The sequence below is a fragment of the Nonomuraea sp. CA-143628 genome (genome assembly GCF_050942315.1).
Classification (GTDB): Bacteria; Actinomycetota; Actinomycetes; order Streptosporangiales; family Streptosporangiaceae; genus Nonomuraea.
Window position 1 is genome coordinate 12111858 of record NZ_CP192072.1, and the last position, 17489, is coordinate 12129346.

General features: G+C 68.2%; 18 protein-coding genes. 4 read left to right on the plus strand and 14 right to left on the minus strand.

The features are described from left to right. Positions 1 to 114: 114 nt before the first annotated feature. Positions 115 to 438, plus strand: a complete 324-nt coding sequence (locus ACQP2T_RS54630) for a YciI family protein (protein ID WP_433512664.1) — start codon at positions 115 to 117, stop codon at positions 436 to 438. Next, positions 435 to 1670 carry an RNA polymerase sigma factor gene (locus ACQP2T_RS54635; RefSeq protein WP_433512665.1) on the plus strand — a complete coding sequence of 412 codons (1236 nt, stop codon included), beginning with the start codon at positions 435 to 437 and terminating at the stop codon, positions 1668 to 1670. Before ACQP2T_RS54630 ends, ACQP2T_RS54635 begins: the two co-directional genes overlap by 4 nt. 204 nt (positions 1671 to 1874) lie before the next feature. Here the strand turns inward: ACQP2T_RS54635 and ACQP2T_RS54640 are convergent, their stop codons facing one another. The 13 genes from ACQP2T_RS54640 to ACQP2T_RS54700 all read right to left on the minus strand — a co-directional run bounded on the left by ACQP2T_RS54640 (position 1875) and on the right by ACQP2T_RS54700 (position 15142). Continuing rightward, the gene (locus tag ACQP2T_RS54640; RefSeq protein ID WP_433512666.1) at positions 1875 to 2747 is read right to left on the minus strand and encodes a hypothetical protein; all 873 of its coding nucleotides are present in this window, start codon (positions 2745 to 2747) and stop codon (positions 1875 to 1877) included. Positions 2748 to 3021: 274 nt separating this feature from the next. Then, positions 3022 to 3888, minus strand: coding sequence for a nucleotidyl transferase AbiEii/AbiGii toxin family protein (locus ACQP2T_RS54645; protein WP_433512667.1), 867 nt, complete (start codon positions 3886 to 3888; stop codon positions 3022 to 3024). Then, positions 3885 to 4487, minus strand: coding sequence for a type IV toxin-antitoxin system AbiEi family antitoxin domain-containing protein (locus ACQP2T_RS54650; protein WP_433512668.1), 603 nt, complete (start codon positions 4485 to 4487; stop codon positions 3885 to 3887). Before ACQP2T_RS54650 ends, ACQP2T_RS54645 begins: the two co-directional genes overlap by 4 nt. 350 nt (positions 4488 to 4837) lie before the next feature. Continuing rightward, positions 4838 to 5272: a hypothetical protein gene (locus ACQP2T_RS54655; RefSeq protein WP_433512669.1), complete on the minus strand. Its 435-nt coding sequence runs from the start codon at positions 5270 to 5272 to the stop codon at positions 4838 to 4840. A 112-nt stretch (positions 5273 to 5384) separates the two neighbouring features. Further along, the gene (locus tag ACQP2T_RS54660; protein ID WP_433512670.1) at positions 5385 to 6146 is read right to left on the minus strand and encodes a histidine phosphatase family protein; all 762 of its coding nucleotides are present in this window, start codon (positions 6144 to 6146) and stop codon (positions 5385 to 5387) included. Positions 6147 to 6401: 255 nt separating this feature from the next. Then, a complete protein-coding gene (istB, locus tag ACQP2T_RS54665) occupies positions 6402 to 7184 on the minus strand; it encodes an IS21-like element helper ATPase IstB (protein WP_433512671.1) in 783 nt (260 codons plus the stop codon). Beyond that, positions 7181 to 8806 carry an IS21 family transposase gene (istA, locus tag ACQP2T_RS54670; protein WP_433512672.1) on the minus strand — a complete coding sequence of 542 codons (1626 nt, stop codon included), beginning with the start codon at positions 8804 to 8806 and terminating at the stop codon, positions 7181 to 7183. Before istA ends, istB begins: the two co-directional genes overlap by 4 nt. A 125-nt stretch (positions 8807 to 8931) precedes the next feature. After that, positions 8932 to 9192, minus strand: coding sequence for a hypothetical protein (locus tag ACQP2T_RS54675; RefSeq protein ID WP_433512673.1), 261 nt, complete (start codon positions 9190 to 9192; stop codon positions 8932 to 8934). Between the two features lie 214 nt (positions 9193 to 9406). Further along, positions 9407 to 9877 carry a DNA-processing protein DprA gene (locus ACQP2T_RS54680; protein ID WP_433519959.1) on the minus strand — a complete coding sequence of 157 codons (471 nt, stop codon included), beginning with the start codon at positions 9875 to 9877 and terminating at the stop codon, positions 9407 to 9409. Then, positions 9765 to 10313: a DNA-processing protein DprA gene (locus ACQP2T_RS54685; RefSeq protein WP_433512674.1), complete on the minus strand. Its 549-nt coding sequence runs from the start codon at positions 10311 to 10313 to the stop codon at positions 9765 to 9767. The genes ACQP2T_RS54680 and ACQP2T_RS54685 overlap by 113 nt, the downstream gene beginning before the upstream one ends. Before the next feature lie 298 nt (positions 10314 to 10611). Further along, complete coding sequence (guaA, locus tag ACQP2T_RS54690; protein ID WP_363993125.1) at positions 10612 to 12159, minus strand: glutamine-hydrolyzing GMP synthase; 1548 nt, start codon at positions 12157 to 12159, stop codon at positions 10612 to 10614. Between the two features lie 87 nt (positions 12160 to 12246). After that, positions 12247 to 13740 carry a DUF885 family protein gene (locus ACQP2T_RS54695; RefSeq protein WP_433512675.1) on the minus strand — a complete coding sequence of 498 codons (1494 nt, stop codon included), beginning with the start codon at positions 13738 to 13740 and terminating at the stop codon, positions 12247 to 12249. 43 nt (positions 13741 to 13783) lie between these two features. Further along, positions 13784 to 15142, minus strand: coding sequence for a pyridoxal phosphate-dependent decarboxylase family protein (locus tag ACQP2T_RS54700; protein ID WP_433512676.1), 1359 nt, complete (start codon positions 15140 to 15142; stop codon positions 13784 to 13786). Between the two features lie 64 nt (positions 15143 to 15206). Here ACQP2T_RS54700 and ACQP2T_RS54705 point away from each other — a divergent pair, with 64 nt between their 5' ends. Further along, a complete protein-coding gene (locus tag ACQP2T_RS54705) occupies positions 15207 to 15683 on the plus strand; it encodes an Lrp/AsnC family transcriptional regulator (RefSeq protein WP_433512677.1) in 477 nt (158 codons plus the stop codon). Between the two features lie 33 nt (positions 15684 to 15716). Beyond that, positions 15717 to 16454 (plus strand): N-acetyltransferase, encoded by a 738-nt coding sequence (locus ACQP2T_RS54710; protein ID WP_433512678.1) that lies wholly within the window; start codon positions 15717 to 15719, stop codon positions 16452 to 16454. A gap of 212 nt (positions 16455 to 16666) precedes the next feature. Here the strand turns inward: ACQP2T_RS54710 and ACQP2T_RS54715 are convergent, their stop codons facing one another. Then, entirely contained in the window at positions 16667 to 17425 is a 759-nt protein-coding gene (locus tag ACQP2T_RS54715) for an MBL fold metallo-hydrolase (RefSeq protein WP_433512679.1), read from the minus strand. Between the last annotated feature and the right edge of the window lie 64 nt (positions 17426 to 17489).

The window sequence follows — 17489 nt, forward strand, 5'->3', positions numbered from 1 at the left end:
AGGAGGTGTCGGATCGGGCCGGTGGTATTCGTAGCAGGGGTGAGGCCGCCCGCAAGGGGCGGCGCCAACGGCCTCGAACCACGCTGTCCTGACACCACAGGAGATGATCTTCAGATGCGTTACCTGGTTTCCGTGATCGATGACAAGAGCAATCCCGGCAGCACGGACAGGCAGCCGGCCATCAGCGCGTTCAACGAACGACTGATCGCCGAGGGCTACTGGGTTTTCGCGGGCGGACTCGCGGACACCGACGCCGCCACGGTCATCGACAACCGGGGCGAGCAGCCGGTGTTCAGCGACGGTCCTTTCGTGGAGTCGAAGGAGTACCTCGCCGGCGTCTGGGTGTGGGAGGCCCCCGATCTGGATGTGGCGCTCAAGCTCGCCGCCGAGGCGTCGAAGGTCTGCGATCGGAAGATCGAGGTGCGTCCGTTCCAGTGAGCGACATCGAGGAGGCGATCACCCGGGCCCACCACGACGAGTGGGCGCGGGTGGTGGCCACGCTGACCAGGCGCTTCGGCGACCTCGACATCGCCGAGGAGGCGGCGGCCGAGGCGTTCACGACCGCCGTCGAGCGGTGGCGGGCCGACGGCCTGCCCCCCAACCCCGGCGCCTGGCTGACCACCACCGCCAACCGCAAGGCCATCGACCGGATCCGGCGCGAGAACAAACGCGACGACAAGCACAAGGAGGCCCAGATGGTGTACGACGCCGACCCGCCCCAGCCGCTGGGCGCCATCGACGACGACCGGCTCCGGCTGATCTTCACCTGCTGTCACCCGGCGCTGGCGGTGGAAGCGCGCGTGGCGTTGACGCTGCGGATGGTCGGCGGTCTCACCGTGCCCGAGATCGCCCGTGCCTTCCTGGCGCAGCGGACCACCTTGGAGCAGCGGATCACCCGCGCGAAGGCCAAGATCAAGGCGGCTCGCATCCCCTATCGGATGCCGTCCGCCGACGATCTGCCAGCTCGTGTCTCCGGTGTCCTGGCCGTCCTGTTCCTCGTCTTCAACGAGGGCTACCTGGCCAGCGGCCCCGACACCGATCCCGTACGACACGACCTGACCACCGAGGCGATCCGGCTCACCCGCCTGATCCGCGTGCTCCTGCCGCAGGACGGAGAAGTGGCCGGGCTGCTGGCGCTGATGCTGCTCATCGAGGCCCGCCGCCCCGCCCGGGTCTCGGCCGGCGGCGAACTGGTCCCCCTGGCCGAGCAGGACCGCGGCGCCTGGGACACGAAACTGATCGCCGAAGGTCATCGGCTGGTGCGCGAGCGCCTGGCCGCTGCCGCCGCCGGAGTGGCCCCGGGCCGCTATCAGATCCTCGCGGCGATCAACGCGGTGCACACCTCCGCCCGCGACATCCGCGACACCGACTGGTCGCAAATCCTCGCCCTCTACGACCAGCTCGTCCGTCTCGACCCCTCGCCGATCATCGCCCTCAACCGGGCCATCGCCGTGGCCGAGCTCGACGGGCCGGAGGTGGCGCTGGCCATCGTGGACCGCCTCGCCGAGGCGTTGGCCGGCTATCACGCCTACCACGCCGCCCGCGCCGACCTGCTGCGCCGGCTGGGCCGAAGCCAGCAGTCACGCGCGGCCTACGACCGGGCCATCGAGCTGGCCGGCAACACCGGCGAGACCGCCTACCTCACCCGCCGCCGCGACCAACTGCGATAGCACTCGCGTTTGAAGAGCGCACTTGATAGAGCGATGGAAGGCGACGCGGAACGCGCGTCAAGCGGGTGGCCCGCTACATGACGAATGGCCCGCGCATCGCGTCGGGCCATTCGTCTGGAGATACTGCGCGCTGCCGATCCTGTACGGCGACCGCCTGGTGGGCGAACTCGACGCCACCACCGACAGCGGCGGGCGACCGAACGCCTAGTTCTTGCTCCAGATCCCCGCGTAGACGTTGTCCTCGACGTTCGTGATGATGGGGTGGTAGCCCAGTCCCTTCAGCTCAAGGGACTTGAGCTTGTACGTCACGCTGGACAGCTGCAGGTACTCCTTCAGACCGGTCGGGTTGGCCACCTTGCCCCACACGGTGGTGTAAAGCTTGCCGGGCTCGACCGCCATGGCGACCGGACCCAGACCCTGCTTCGCCCGTGCCAGGAGCTCCCTGCCGCGCTGCTCCACAGTCTGGCCGGCGGTCACCTGAAGAGTTCCCGTGACGGCCCCGGCAGCCCAAACGGCCGTGTAGAGCGGCTTCTCGGCGGTGCCGTACACGTCCAGCGAGGAAATCTGGTAACCGGCGGCGCCGAGCTGGGCGTTGACGGTCACCAAGGCTTCCTTGGTCAGGTTGGTCTTGGACTGGAGCTTGCGCGTGGTCTTCTCGAAGACCGCCGCGAAGATGGCGCCCGTGCCCGTACCCGTACCAGTGATCATGGTGGGCTGGAAACCCAGCGCCTGCTGTTCGGTGATGCGCTTCGGCAGGTCGGTGACCGACAGGTCCTGCAAGACGTTCACCTTGCGGGTGGCGTCCTTGACCCATACGGAGGTGTACTCCGGGTTGGCCGCGTTGGTCACGCTCAACGCCGAGGGAACGTAACCCGTTCCCAGCAACTGCTTGATGCGCTGCAAGTGAGCGTTTTCGGTGAGCCCCTGGAGGGAGAGCCAGCTCAGCGGCAGGTTCTGGGCAGACTGGACGGTCTTGGCGGGCTGCTCGGCCATCGCCGGAGACGAGAGCGCCAGCAAGGGAGCCGTGACCGCCGCGAGAGCCGTGGTGACAGCGACGATTCTCGGAGTGTTCCTCATGGTCCTCCTTAGGTAAAGGTTGTCCCAAAATCGGGGCAAGAAGTGACCATAACAGAGAATGAGCGAAACTTGACCATCCGTCACAATGATCGTGACAGCGATGTGTCAAGAAGACGGGCGCCGAACGGCCACAACCAGAGGAGCCTTCATGTTTTGGCCGGTCACCATCGTGCGCAACCTACGCTCTCAGGTCTGCGAGGTTTGTGCGCAATTGGGGTGCCAGCTTGTGGCCTGGGGCTTGTCTCGCGCGGAGGCGGGCAGGTTGATCATCCAGTCAGGGCTCTTCGCTGAGGGCTTGCGTCCGAGTCCAGTGGGCGCGAAGCAGGTCAAGCGCGTTGGCGAGATCCGGGCTTGCGCGCGTGAGGTCCTCAGCGAGCTTGGGGTAGTCGCTCTTCCAGACGGGAGGTGGATCGGGGATGAGCACAGGAACCGCATGGGTGGCTCGCACAGCGAACACGTGGTTCACCACGTCGAGCAGCCCGCGGTCGGCGGGGAGGCCGTCCTCGATCAACAAGATCAGATCGACGAGATCCTTCACCCTGGTATTGGGCCGAGAGTCGTAGTTCCGGGTGAGCGCGTGCAACTTCTCGGCGAAATGCTGGCGACGATCAACTGAGTCGATCATGCGTGGCGGAATGTCGGCGAACGCAAGCACGCCGGGCAGCGGAATCAGCTCGGTCGCCGCAAGCTCCTCGCCACGCAGCACGATGTCCAGCCGGATCTGGGAGAAGCTCTTACCTGCGAGAGCACTGTCAACGGAGAACCGCCAGCCAGGTCGTCCAGCCGCATCCGCGTCCAACATGTTGGGCCGCCCAACGGAAAATACGAAACCATCCCGATCGACGTCGATCGACAGGGTCTCGATCAGTTCCTCGCGCAGGACCTCACCATCATGTGGACCGTTCCAAAGCGCAAGATCGAGGTCCTTCGTGGCCCGCGCTCGGCCGCCCAGACGAAATTCCAGGGAAGTGCCGCCCTTGAGCACCCAGCGGCGTTCGACGATCGATAGCCTGGCGCAGATCCGGTCGAATACCGCGACCCTTCGCAGACGACTGAGGTCAGTTCCGCTTTCGTCGGCCTGGCACTTGAGCCGGGCCTCCAGGGCGCGTCGGAGATCCACCGAGGTCGCATAGCGGCTCATGTGAGCCCCGCGCGAATGGCTCGCTCCACCGCGAGTTCGGCCCTCGAGCCGACTTGCTGTGCGGCCCTCAGAAGTTGTCCCTTGGTCGCGGCACCACGATCGAGCAGCTCAGCGACCGCAGAGTCGATCACATCCTGATCCACGCCATCCGTCGCGGTTTCCACGATCGCGCGTACGGGTCTGGTCACCCGAACTCCCTCATGCTCCTCCACCTCGTCACGCGTCAGCTCCGCTCGGTGGAGGATCACCGAGGAATGTCGCCGACGGAAATCGGGCGGAACCGTCAGATGGATCCGGGCAGGATTGGCGATGCCCAGATCGTGAACAGCCAGTGCGGTGGCATGGGAGACGACCGCGCGTCCCTGGCTCCACAGCGCCCAGCGTACGAGATGATCATGTTCGCTTGGAGGGAGATCGACGAACTCCCGAAAGCGATAGACAGCGCGATCGATGCGCGTCCAGTGACCGTGGCGGACCTGGAAGTACTGCGACTGGTAGGAGTAGCCGTCCTCAAGGGCCTGGCTTGCGGTGAAGTAGCCGCGTTGGTGCGCTGCCCGTCGCCAGAGCCGCACACGAGGCGTGTCTTCCCGTGACCTCATAGCGCCAGTCTAGGCGGTCCTAACAGAAATTTTTAGTTTGACGTAGATCCAGTACGTCAAACTAAAAATGGCTTGTAGTTAGGAGAGTGGCCGCGCGCTGGGCTTCACCCGCGAACTCGTCGACGCAAGCCTCAGAAGCCGCAGCCGCTGGACACACTCCATTGAGGACAGTCACCGACCGTTGCCAGCCGATCCGTTCCGCGATCATCGTCGTCGGCATACCCGGAAAATCGGCCGCTAGCGCCCGGAGCTACGGTTCTACGGGGCTTCCCCCGAGTGTGGATACCGGCGATTCGGTAGCACCGCGGAACGGGCTCGACGAGCAGTTCGAGGGGACGGCTACCGTTGCGCTACAGCTCGACCGCAGGATGTCGCCAATGGCAACCGCTGCCCGTGATGGGGCAAATGTCCAACGAGTACTCCCGATCAGTGAGAATCCGCTGAAGGGACGCTTCCAGCAGCGACGACCGGAAATCGGGTCGAATGCGGCGTGCGACCACCACGACGGTCACCTCCGAAGCTCCCGCGAGTAGGAGCGCGGCGGCTGCGGACTGCGAATGACCGCCTTGAACCCAGGTGTCCTCCAGCACGACGATGCGTTGGCCGGCCACAACCGCTGGATCGGGCACGATGAAATGATCAGAGCGCGCCTCACGCCGCTGCGTCTCAGGAATTTCCCGAGCGGCGTTGAGCTCTACCCTTGCCCAATGACCTGGATGGTTTTGTTCGCGGGAATTGACCGCACTTGCTTGTGAGTTTTGACCGCACTTGGTGGCCGGAAGCATGATCAATGTTCGCGAGAAGTGACCGCACTTTGGCGGCTTGCGGGTCTGCGGGCGGGGGTGTCCTTATGGGATTCGTCAAGCGATGATCTGGAAGCGCTGGTGCCGGTAATCGTCAGGCGGCGCTCTCGGTCTGGTCGTCGCTGAGGACGGGTTCGGGCAGGGTGCCGGCGTTGTGTTCGACGAGCCGCCAGCCTTTGCGGCCTTCTTCGAGGATGGACCAGCAGCCATTGGACAGCCCGACGCGGCGGCTAATTACCGCTCGCCCGAGACGAAGCCAGCCTGGTCTCCTCGATGATCTCCAAACGATACGAGAAAGGCTCCATCCTGCTGACCAGCCGCGAAGCCGGATGGGGCCAGGTCTTCGGCTCCAGAGTTCCTCTGGGAAGCCGAGCCAGTGCAGCATGCCGATGCGTATGGCGGCGCCGTGGGATACGACGACGAGGAGGCCTCCATCGGGGATGTGTTCCAGGGCGCGTTCGAGGGCGGCGTTGAAGCGTTTCGCGACCTGTTCGCCGGTTTCGCCGCCGGGGGGTTGCCAGCTGGCGCGTTCGTCGGGGTAGCGGGTGCGGATCTCGTGGTTGGTGAGTCCTTCCCAGACGCCGCCGTTGCGTTCGATGAGATCGGGATCGTGGGTGACGGTGAGTCCGGTGACCTCGGCGAGGGCTCGGGCGGTGGCCGCGGCGCGTTGCAGCGGGGAGGAGACGATCGCGGTGGGGCGTAGGGCGGCGAGAAGCCGGGCGGCGCGGGCGGCCTGTTCGGTGCCGACGGCGTCCAGCGGAATGTCGGTCGTGCCTTGGAAGCGGCGTTGGACATTCCATGTCGTCTGGCCATGCCGCCACAGGACGATCTTGCGCGATCCGCCTCCCGCCGTCACTGGCCCTCCCCGGCGCGTACGCGCTGCGCTGCGTGGGTGATGATGTTCTCGGCCGCGGCCTCGGCGGCGATCTGGACCAGCCGGGTGGCCTTGTCGGATGCGGTCACGGTGGTGTTGTGTTCCTCCCAGCGGGGACTGCGTCGTCAGCCACGATAGAGCCCTCGCCTATTGACAGCAGTTCCACTGCAGGAGCTCGGCGAGCTCGATGGCGGCGGCGGTGTCGAGGCAGGTCTGGGGCATGACCTGGGCCGGTGGTCAGTTCTGCTGGGCTGCGCGGGTTTGGGCGAGGCGGTAGGAGTCGGTGCCGGTCTCGATGATGTTGCCGCCGAAGGTGAGGCGGTCGACGATGGCGGCGCAGAGGCGGGGGTCGGTGAAGGTCTTGGTCCAGCCGCTGAAGCCCTCGTTGGAGGCGATGGCGACGCTGGCTTTTTCCTCTCGTTCGGTGAGGACCTGGAAGAGCAGCTCGGCGCCACGGCGGTCGAGTTCCATGTAGCCGAGTTCGTCGACGCAGAGCAGGTCGACGCGGCCGTATCGCGCGATGGTCTTGGAGAGTTGCTTGTCGTCGGCGGCCTCGACGAGCTCGTTGACGAGTTTGGTGGCCAGGGTGTAGCGGACGCGGTAGCCGGCCATGGCGGCCTCGGTGCCCAGCGCGATGAGCAGGTGGGACTTGCCGGTGCCCGAATCGCCGATCAGGCAGAGCGGGAGCCCCTTCTTGACCCAGTCGCAGGTGGCGAAGGTGTTGATGACGGCGGGGTCGATGCCCGGGTTGGCGTCGAAGTCGAAGGAGCGCAGCGATTTCTCCCGGGGGAACCCGGCGGCCTTGATACGGCGTTCGGAGCGGCGGCGGGCGCGGTCGTCGCACTCGGCCATGAGCAGTTCGGCGAGGAAGCCACGGTAGGACATCTGCTCGCGGGCGGCGGCCTCGGCCAGCTCGGGGAACTGGGCGCGGATCGTGGGCAGGCGCAGCATCCGGCAGGCCTGGTCGACGGCGGCGTCGGCGGCCTGCTCGGTCAGTCCGCGGCGGGGCTTGGCGGTCATGGGCTGGCGGTTCCTTCCCGTGGGGTGCGGTTGCGGCGGAGCAGCTGGTCGTAGGCAGCGACCGACGGCAGCGGGCGGGTGTCGGTCGGCAGCTTCTCCAGGCGGCGGGCAGTCAGGGACGCGACCACAGACGGGACGGACGGCGTGTCGTCTGCGGCTGGCTGGCCGTCGGCCTCGTCGGCAGCCTTGCGGGCCTCCAGCGCGACCGCGTCCGCGGTCAGCGCCCCTGCTCGCAGCGCGGCGGCGAGACCGGCAACGATGTGCTCGCCGTCCATATGGCGGTGCAGCAGCAGGACCTCGACCAGTGCCCGAGTGCCGACAGCGTCACCGTGGGTCTTACGGGCGGCGGCCCACCAGGCGTCGTGGACCGGGGTGAACTTCCCGGCGGCGCGGGCCTGCTCCAGCGCGGTCGACCCGGGCAGCGCGCCCGGCTTGCGGACCAGCGCCTCCAGATAGTGGTCCAGGTCGAGGCGGGCGCCGGACTTGCCGGGCAGCCGCTCATGGCGGGCGGCCTCCGCGCGCCCGTCGTAAATAACCAGGTCCGAGGCGTGCAGCAGCACCCGGACCCGGCGTCCGATCAGCCGGACCGGCACCGAGTACTTATTGGTCCGGACCGTGACCTGCGCGAACCTGTCCACCCAAGGCGTGAGCCAGCGGCCGGTCTCAAACGGTTCCTCCGGCAGTGGCCGCAACAGCGGCCTCTCAAGCTCCAGGAACTCTCCGACGGTCCGCGCCCGGCCGCCGATCCGCCGGGCCTCATCGGCGGCATCCCACTCATCGATCATCGCGTTGAGAGCCTGAAGGGACGGCACGTCCGGGACGGGGACCAGGTGATTGCGGCGGAACCAGCCGATCTGCCCTTCCACCCCGCCTTTCTCATGGGCGCCTTCGATGCCGGGCTGGCAGTAGAAGGCGTCAAGGCCCCAGTGTGAGCGAAACGCGGTCCACCGGTCGGTCTCCACCCGGGAACGGCTGAACCCGATCACCTGCGCGACCGCGGACTTGAGGTTGTCATAGCGGATCTTCCCGGTCGGCACCCCGCCCAGGACGCGCAACGCGTGCTCGTGGCCCTCGAAGAACGCCTCCTGGCCACCCGACAGCGAGACCCGGTGCACCGCCTTGCCGGAAAACGACAGCCGCAGGCAGAACAGGAAGCACTTCACGTCTTCCCCGGCCAGCCGGACCACGACCTCCCCGAAGTCGACTTCCGCCTCATCCCCCGGCCGGTGCGACTGCCGCACGAACACCTCGGCCGGCCCGCGGCCGGCCTCCGCCCTGACCTGCGGCTTCCGCTCGGCGACGTAGGCCCGGACCACGGGATAGGACACATCCGCCATCCCGTGCTCGTCCATCAGCCGGTGCCAGATCCGCGTGACGGTGTGCCGCTGCTTGCGCGGCGCGTCCAGATCCGCCTTCAGCATCTCATCGATCGCCGGCTTGAACGGGTCCAGCTTCGAGGCCCGCGGCGGCAACTGTTTCCGCGGCTCAGGCCACGCAGACGCCAGGGCCTTGACGATCGTCCGCCGGCCAACCCGGTACTTCTTCTCGATCGCACGGCCCGACATCCCCGCGCGGGCGTCCCGGCGGATCGCGGCGTACAGATCGACCTTCGACGGAGGCATGGGGGACGCTCCTCGGCTACGAAGCACATCCAGTGTGTCACTGTGAGCAACAGCGTGCGGTCGAAACTCACGAACAACGACTTCACCGTGACAGGGCCGCGGTCACGCCCGGCGAACAACTGCGGTCAATCCTCGCCAGCAAAATCACCTGGAAGAGCAGCCGCTAGAGCAGCGAGGGGATGGATACCGGGGCGTCCTCGAAGCGAGGGAACCACCGCCATGCCGCTGACGGACTTGGGCGAAACGATATCGAGGCACGATGCATGGGCATCGGCGAACCCTATGAGGAGAAGAAGCAGGCGTTGAAAGGACGGATTGCGCAGCCGCTGCGCTTCGGGCATTGGATCTTTGTAGCGGTACATATCCCGATCCGCCTGCGTGCCCACGACGGCATATGTCAGAGGAACGACTCGCCGTGCGACGAGCACATCGCCTCGGCGGCCATCGACGCTGCAGCGATAGCACCTCGTGTACTGCGACGAGACGGGCCCTGTGCAGACATCGCACGTGACGTTTGGTACCCGGAGAGGGTTTGTCATGATCGCGCCAAGTCGCTCGCGAATCATCTCCCGGAGCCCCGAAAAAGTCTCCGCCAATGAGTCAGCCAATCCTAGAAAGGAAATCCTCAAGCTGCTTGGGCCGGTCCAGCAAGTCATCGACGATGGTCATCGCCCCAGCGGCATCCTGAGCCACGTGGACATCGGGTTTGCCTGCCGCATCCCGCCCCCACTGAGTGTGATCGACCACCGACCGCATCAAGATCACAGGCCGACCGTGCTCCACGGCCTTGCGCGCCTGGATACGGGTGCCGCTTCTCTCGCTGGCCTCGACGATGATCGTGGCCAGGCTGTAGCCCGACATCGTGCCGTTGCGCAGGGGGAACGTCGTCTTGTCCGGCGCTCTGTCCGGCCAGAACTGGGAGAACACGGCGCCTTGCGCGGCGACCTCTCGATGGAGGTCACGATTCTCTGGCGGAAAATGTTTGCAGATCCCGGTGCCGATGACGGCCACGGTTCGGCCGCCTGCTTTGAGCGCGGCCTGGTGTGCGGCAGTGTCGACGCCGGCGGCCAGGCCCGAGACCCACTGTGAGGTCGCGCTCCACGAGCCTCGTGGCCACCTCGGCCGCTATCAACCGGCCTCCCGATGAGACGGTTCGAGAACCGACCACGGCAACCCCGTTGTCCTCCTCGAGGACCGTCCCACGGGCGAACAGCAGCAAGGGCCGATCGAACACATCCCGCAGTCGGTGCGGGTAATGGTCATCCCCCAAGGCGATGACTTGGATGCCACCTTGCTCCCAGGAATCGATCTCGTCTTTCGCCTGGGCTATCGCTTCCTCAACCGGATCGGAGAACAGGTCGACGGGGGCCAGGCGTTCGCGCAGCAATGCCGCTGCGGAAGCTCCCTCTGTGAGTTTCTGAACGAGCTCGCGCTCGCCCTTCTCCGTGGAGGTACGGCGAAGGAGCGCCACCGTCGCGGCGCGCTCCGTCTCGTGCCACTCGCCCATGACCACAGAGTGGTGTCCCAACCACTTCCCCGTCACTCCGACATCGAACACGTGTCCAAGTAGGCACGCTGCCCAATCAATCCCACTCGATGGTGCCTAGGGGGCCTGGAGCGTGGGAGCGCGAGGGCTTGCCCTCGCATGGGAGGGGCCGAAGGCCCCGGGAAGCACGCCGAGCCCCCAAGGCGCGAAGCGCCTGATCGGGCAAGCCCATGCAGTGCGCGCCAGCGCCAAATAAAGAACGCCGAGCTTCCAAGGCGCAAAGCGCCAATGGCGAGCCCTTTGTTCGGCAAGTGAGACGTCACTCCCACTCGATGGTGCCCGGCGGCTTGCTCGTCACATCGAGCACCACCCGGTTCACGTCGCGGACCTCGTTCGTGATCCGGGTGGAGATCCGGGACAGCACGTCATAAGGCACCCGCGACCAGTCGGCCGTCATCGCGTCCTCCGACGTCACCGGCCGCAGCACCACCGGATGCCCGTACGTACGCCCATCCCCCTGCACGCCCACCGACCGCACGTCGGCCAGCAGCACCACCGGGCACTGCCAGATCTCCCGGTCGAGGCCGGCGCGCGACAGCTCCTCGCGGGCGATGGCGTCGGCCTCGCGCAGCAGGTCGAGGCGCTCCCGGGTGACCTCGCCGACGATGCGGATGCCGAGGCCGGGGCCGGGGAACGGCTGGCGCCAGACCATCGCCGCCGGCAGGCCGAGCTCCTCGCCCGCCCGGCGCACCTCGTCCTTGAACAGGGTCCGCAGCGGCTCCACGAGCTTGAACTGCAGGTCCTCCGGCAGGCCGCCGACGTTGTGGTGGGACTTGATGTTGGCGGTGCCCGTGCCGCCGCCGGATTCGACCACGTCGGGGTAGAGCGTGCCCTGCACCAGGAAGTCGACGGGGCCGTCAGCCATGATGGCGCGCTGTTCGTCCTCGAAGACCCGGATGAACTCGCGGCCGATGATCTTGCGCTTCTCCTCGGGGTCGCTGACGCCTTCGAGGGCCTTGAGGAAGCGGTCCGCGGCGTCGACGACGCGGAGCTTGACGCCCGTGGCACGGACGAAGTCGCGCTCGACCTGCTCGGCCTCGCCCTTGCGCAGCAGGCCGTGGTCGACGAACACGCAGGTCAGCCGGTCGCCGATGGCTCGCTGGACCATCGCGCCGGCCACCGCCGAGTCGACGCCGCCGGACAGCGCGCAGATCGCCCGGCCGTCGCCCACCTGCCGGCGGACCGCCTCGACGGCGTCTTCGACGATGTTGAGCATGGTCCAGGTGGGACGGCAGCCCGCCGCGTCGAGGAAGTGCTTGAGCACCGCCTGGCCGTGCTCGGAGTGGAGCACCTCGGGGTGGAACTGCACGCCGTAGAGACCGCGCCCGGTGTCCTCGAAGGCGGCGACCGGCGTCTGCTGGGTCGAGGCGGTGACCGTGAAGCCCTCGGGGGCGGTGGCCACGCTGTCGCCGTGGGACATCCAGACCTTCTGCGCGGCGGGCAGCCCGGCGAAGATCACACCCTCGCTGAGCACGTCGAGGTCGGTGCCGCCGTATTCGGCGACGCCCGTCTGGGCGACCTCGCCGCCCAGCGCCTGGGCCATGGCCTGGAAGCCGTAGCAGATGCCGAACGTCGGCACCCCCGTCGAGAACAGCCCCTGGGGCACGGCGGGCGCGCCCTCGGCGTAGACCGAGGAGGGCCCGCCGGACAGGATGATCGCCTTCGGCTTCTTGGCCAGCATCTCCTCGACCGGCATCGTCGAGGGGACGATCTCGGAGAAGACGTGGCACTCACGGACCCGCCTGGCTATCAGCTGCGCGTATTGCGCGCCGAAGTCGACGACGAGCACTGTGTCGAACTCAGACACCGAGAGGACCCCCCAAAGCGAATGCGGTGCTCCAAGTGTATCGGGGGGTGGCCCCGGACAATGCTCCCGACCAGCCCGGGGCCGAACCTAGAGGATGCCGCCGATCAGCCCCAGCGGCGGTGAGCCCAGGTCGAACAGGGCCTTGTGGAAGCGTCGCAGCGTGAAGCCCGCGCCCCATTCCTTGCGCGCCTGCTCGCGCAGGTCGAGAATGAGCAGCTTGCCCCAGGTGTAGCGGCCGTAGGTGGGGTCGAACGTGGCCCGCCTCGCCTCCGACAGCGCGGCCGGTCCGGTCAGGTGACTGTCGGACTCGAAGCGCCGGGCGCCGTCCTCGACCGTCATCTGCCCGGTGTGTACGCCGATGGCGCAGGCCAGCCGGGTGACCCGGATCAACGCCTCCATCCAGACCCCGATCTCGACGCGCGGGTCCTGGGCCTCGAACCCCTCCTCGACGCAGAGCTCCTCGGCATAGTGCGCCCAGCCCTCGGCGAACGCCATCGAGTGCAGCAGCCGCCGCACGTCCGAGCCGGCCCGGCGCAGAGCGCGGCCGTGCGAGAAGTGCCCGGGAGCGACCTCGTGCACGTTGATCGCGGGCAACGTGGTGTCGCTGAAGACCTCCAGCCACTCCTCGGCGTCCTGCGCGGGCCAAGCGGGGTCGGGCGGTGTGATGTGGTACCAGGAGGGGCCCTCCGGTTCGCCGGGAGAGTTCCACGACATCATCGCCATCCCCCAGCGGCGCGACGGAGGCGCCAGGCCGACCAGGCACTCGCCGTCGTGGTAGGGCACCAGGTCCTTCTCGCGGGTGAACGCGATGGCCTTCTCGGTGCCGATCCTGGCCGCCTCGACGACGCCGTCGGCGTCGGGGTGCTGCTTGACCAGCTCTCGTACGACGTCCAGCGGCGCCTCGCCCCGCCGCCCCAGCTTGGCGCAGGACTCGGTGAGCAGGGCCATGAGCCGGTCGCGCTCGGCGTCGGCGCGCTCGGCCAGCCTGCCGAGGTCGACGGAGAGCCCTTCGGTGTCGCCCATCAGCCGGGCCAGCGCGTCGCCGCCGAGCGACGCGTCGGGGTCGCCGACCGCCGCCGCCCGCTCGATGTGCGCGACCAGCAGGCCGTGCGCGTCGAGCGCGGCCGCGTCCGTGACACCGGCGGACAGTCCCTGTACGGGTGCGACCAGCGACCTCGCGACGGGCGCGCTGACCCGGTCGAGCGCGGCTATCGCATACGTCACCGCCTCCGGCCAGCGCGCCAGGTGCGCGGCCTTGGCGGCCTCGCGCTCGGCCTCCGGCGCGTAGTCGCGGTCGTAGCAGGCCAGGTCGAGGTTCGCCAGGTGCGGCAGCGGATTGCTCCGGTACAGCTCCAGCTCTCCGTACTGGGTGCGCAGGCCGTCCTCGAAGACCCGCAGATGCGCCGAGTCGTACGGGTCGGCGGGGGCGGCGCCCTCTCCAAGCCGCGCCAGCCCGGCCCGTACGCCTTCCGGCGACAGGTCCTGGATCTTGCCGTCGTATTCGTGCCTGCCGCCCATCTCGCGTGCGTCGGCCACGTTCAGATCCGTTATGGCGCGGAGCCTGGGGTCGAGTTCCGTCATGCCGCCGACGCTAGCGCACAGAAGTCCGGCGGGACCGGGCCGATCAGCCGCCGTGCAGGGCCTCGATGGTGTCCAGCAGGGCTTCGAGAGTGGCGTCGTCCGTGGCCGGGGCCATGACCGTGACGCGTAGGTGGCGGACGCCGTCGAGCTCGGCCGAGGTGAGGTAGAAGGCGCCTTCCGCCATGAGGCGTTCGCGCAGGTCCGCGTGGTCGGCGTCGCCGTACCGGAAGCAGACGATGTTGCTCTCCGGTTCGTACGGCAGCGCGAACCCCGGCCGCCGGCGGGCCAGCTCCCAGAAGCGGTGGGCCGTGGCGTACTGGCGTGCGACGTACTCGCCCAGGCCGCGCTCGCCGCGCCAGGCCAGGTTCAGGAAGATCTTGAGCCCGAGCTCGGCCTTGGTGCACTCGACCGTGCGGCCGATGAGGTCGAAGCCGCGCTCGCCGTAGAACAGGTAGCTGGCCTCCTGCTTGAAGGCCGCGTCGAGGTCGTTCTCCCTGCGTACGAGGACGGCGGCGGCCAGGGAAGAGGTACGGAGCATCTTGTGCGCGTCCCAGATGACCGAGTCGGCCAGCTCGATGCCGTCGAGCAGGTGCGCGTGCTCCTCGGCGAGCAGGGCGGAGGCGCCGTGCGCGCCGTCCACGTGGAACCAGACGTCCCGCTCGCGGCACCACTCGCCGATGGCGCGCAGGTCGTCGTACAGGCCGGTGCCCGTGGCGCAGGCGGCCGCTACCAGCGCCATCACCCTACGTCCCGAAATGTCCGGTAATTTCGTGATGTCTATGCGGCCGAGGTGGTCTGTCGCCAGCGGCACCATGGCCCGCTGCCCCAGTCCGAGGATCGAGGCCGCCCGCGACACCGAGTAGTGCGCCGACGCGGGCGCGAGGATCACCAGGTCGCCGGGCATACCGTCCTCCCATGCCTCGGGTACGGCCCGCGCCCGCGCCGCCAGCAGCGCCGTGAGGTTGGCCAGCGAGCCACCATGGGTGAGCACCCCACCACCCGCCGGGAACCCCACCTTGGCCAGCATCCACCGCAGCACCTCGAACTCCACCGTGGCCGCCGCCGCGCCCATCTCATAGATGGCCATCGGGTTGTTCGTGGCGCCATGGATGAAGTCGGCCAGCGCGGCGGGGAAGTCGGGCGAGGCGCTCTGGTGGCCCAGGTAGGCGGGATGGTGCAGCCGGGTCCCCTCGCCGAGGAAGGTCCGCAGGAAGTCCCGGAAGGTCTCGGGCGTCATGCCACCCTTGGCGATCAGCTCGCCGAGTCTCAGCCGTTCGGCCAGCTCACGGGGTGGGCGGCGGCTGATCGCGGGCTCGTCACCGCGCTGGCTGCGGTCCACGTAGGCCGCCAGCTCGCCGACCGTGATCCCGGCGGCTTCGGTGAACTCCTCGATGTTCCACATACCTCGAAATACTCGTCAATTCGGTGGCGTACGACTAGCCTTGCCGAATTGAGGGGCGGTAATCGTGCATAACGCCGAACTGGATTCGATCGACCTCGCGATCCTGGCCGAGTTACAGAAGGACGCCCGGCTGCCCAACAAGGATCTCGCCGAGCGACTCGGCGTCGCGCCCTCCACCGCGCTGGAACGCGTACGTTCGCTACGTCGTCGCGGAATCATCACCGGCTTCCGCGCCGCCGTCGACACGGCCCGGCTCGGCCGCCCGCTCCAGGCGCTGCTCGCCCTGCGCGTACGGCCGCACACCAGCCGGATCGTGGACCCGCTGCGTGCGTTCGTGCTGGGGCTGCCGGAGACGATCACGCTGTTCCACGTCGCGGGCACCGAGGACTTCCTGGTGCACGTGGCTGTGGCCGACGCCGACCACCTGCACCGGCTGGCCCTGGAGCGGTTCCTCGTCCGTACGGAGATCGTGCACCTGCACACCACCCTGATCTTCAAGACCGAGCACCAGCCCGTCCAGCGGCCGGCCGAAATGGGCTGAAGGAAGATCGCGACAGGTGTGACAATGATCCGCATGTCGCTCCGGATCACCACGCTCGCCGAGCGTCCCGAGTTCGCCTCCGCGCTATGGGAGATGGACCACTCGTGGCGGGTCTTCATGTTCAACGACCCGATCGCCGACCTGTTCTATCCCGTCGCCGCGACGGACTACGCCGATTACGTGCTGGTGGCCGATGACGACACCGAGCCCGGCCGGATGGTGGCCAGGGGCTGCATGATCCCCTTCCCGGCCGGCGACTTGCCCGACGACGGCTGGGACGGGGTGATCCGCCAAGGGTGGCTGGCCCGCAAGCTGGACCGCCCCCTTGACGCCGTCTCCGCGCTGGAGGCCACCGTCAGGACCGACCTGCTGGGCACGGGGGTTTCGCCGATGATGGTGGCCGCGATGCGGGACCACGCGGCGCGGCTGGGGTTCCGGGAGCTGGTGGCGCCGGTCCGGCCGAACCAGAAGCACCTCGAACCGCACACGCCTATGACGGAGTACGCCTTCAGGTCCCGGGAGGACGGCCTGCCGCACGACGCCTGGCTGCGTGTGCACGTACGGGCCGGCGGGGAGATCGTCAAGGTCGCGCCGCGCTCGATGGTGATACCGGGCACGCTCGCCGAGTGGCGCGAGTGGACCGGCCTGCCGTTCGACCGGACCGGGCCGGTCGAGGTGCCTGGGGCGCTCAGCCCTGTGTACTGCGATGTCGCCCAGGATCACGCCGTCTACATCGAGCCGAACGTCTGGGTCAGCCATCGGCTGGGCTGACACGCCCCTGTCACGCGACCGTCTCGATCTCTGTGACGGTCCGTGGTGGCTGGGGTCCTTCGGAGGAATACCCCCTGCGGGGGGAGAAAGAAGACGGTCCGTTGTGGCAGAGGTCTCTAGAACGGGACCCCCTGCGGGGGAACGGAAGCAGACGGTCCGTCGTGGCAGAGGTCTCCAGAAAGGGCCCCTGGCGGGGGAACGGAAGCAGACGGTTAGGAGAGGGTCACCCGTTCGCCCGGCTCCAGCAGGTGCACGCGGTCGCCGAGCCCCGCGAGAGACTTGACCAGCGTGTCGCGGCCCTGCGTGAAGTGTCCCCAGTGCTCGAAGTGCAGCGGCACCACGTGACGGGCGCCCAGGATCTCGGCCGCCTCGGCCACGTCGTCGCTGGTCAGCGTCAGGTACGCGTCACCCACCAGCGGCGTCCGCGCCCCACCGGCGAACAGCACCGCCACGTCCACCGGCCCGACCTGTGCCGCGATGTCCCTGACCACGTCCAGGGAGGCGTTGTCGCCGCTCACGTACACGGTCGGCAGTGCCTCGCCGCTCAGTACGAACCCGGTCACCTCGCCCACCAGGTGCTCGCTCCCGTCGGGCCCGTGCTGCGCGGGCACGCCGGTGATCCGCAGCGCGCCGCCGCCGGGGCGTACCAGCTCGGTGTGCGTCCAGTTCGGCAGCGCCCGCACCGGTTCGCCGATCCGCTCGGCCGCCGAGCCCGTCGACAGCACCACCGCCGCCGAGGACAGGAGGGCGCGCCCGGCCTTGTCGAGGTTGTCGGGATGCTGGTCGTGGGAGAGCAGGACGGCGTCCACGGTCCCGGTGTCGTCCGGCCCGAACGCCGGTCCGGCCGTCTTGACCAGTGCCCGGTTCCCGATCGGGTAGTCGCCGGGCGGGTCGAACGTGGGGTCTGTCAGCAACCGGACCCCGCCGATCTCCAGGACCGCGGTCGGGCCGCCGACGTAACGAATCTCCATGGAGATCATGACACCCGCGCCGGACGCGGTATTCCGCTCCCACTGCTCGGCCGGCTCACGACCG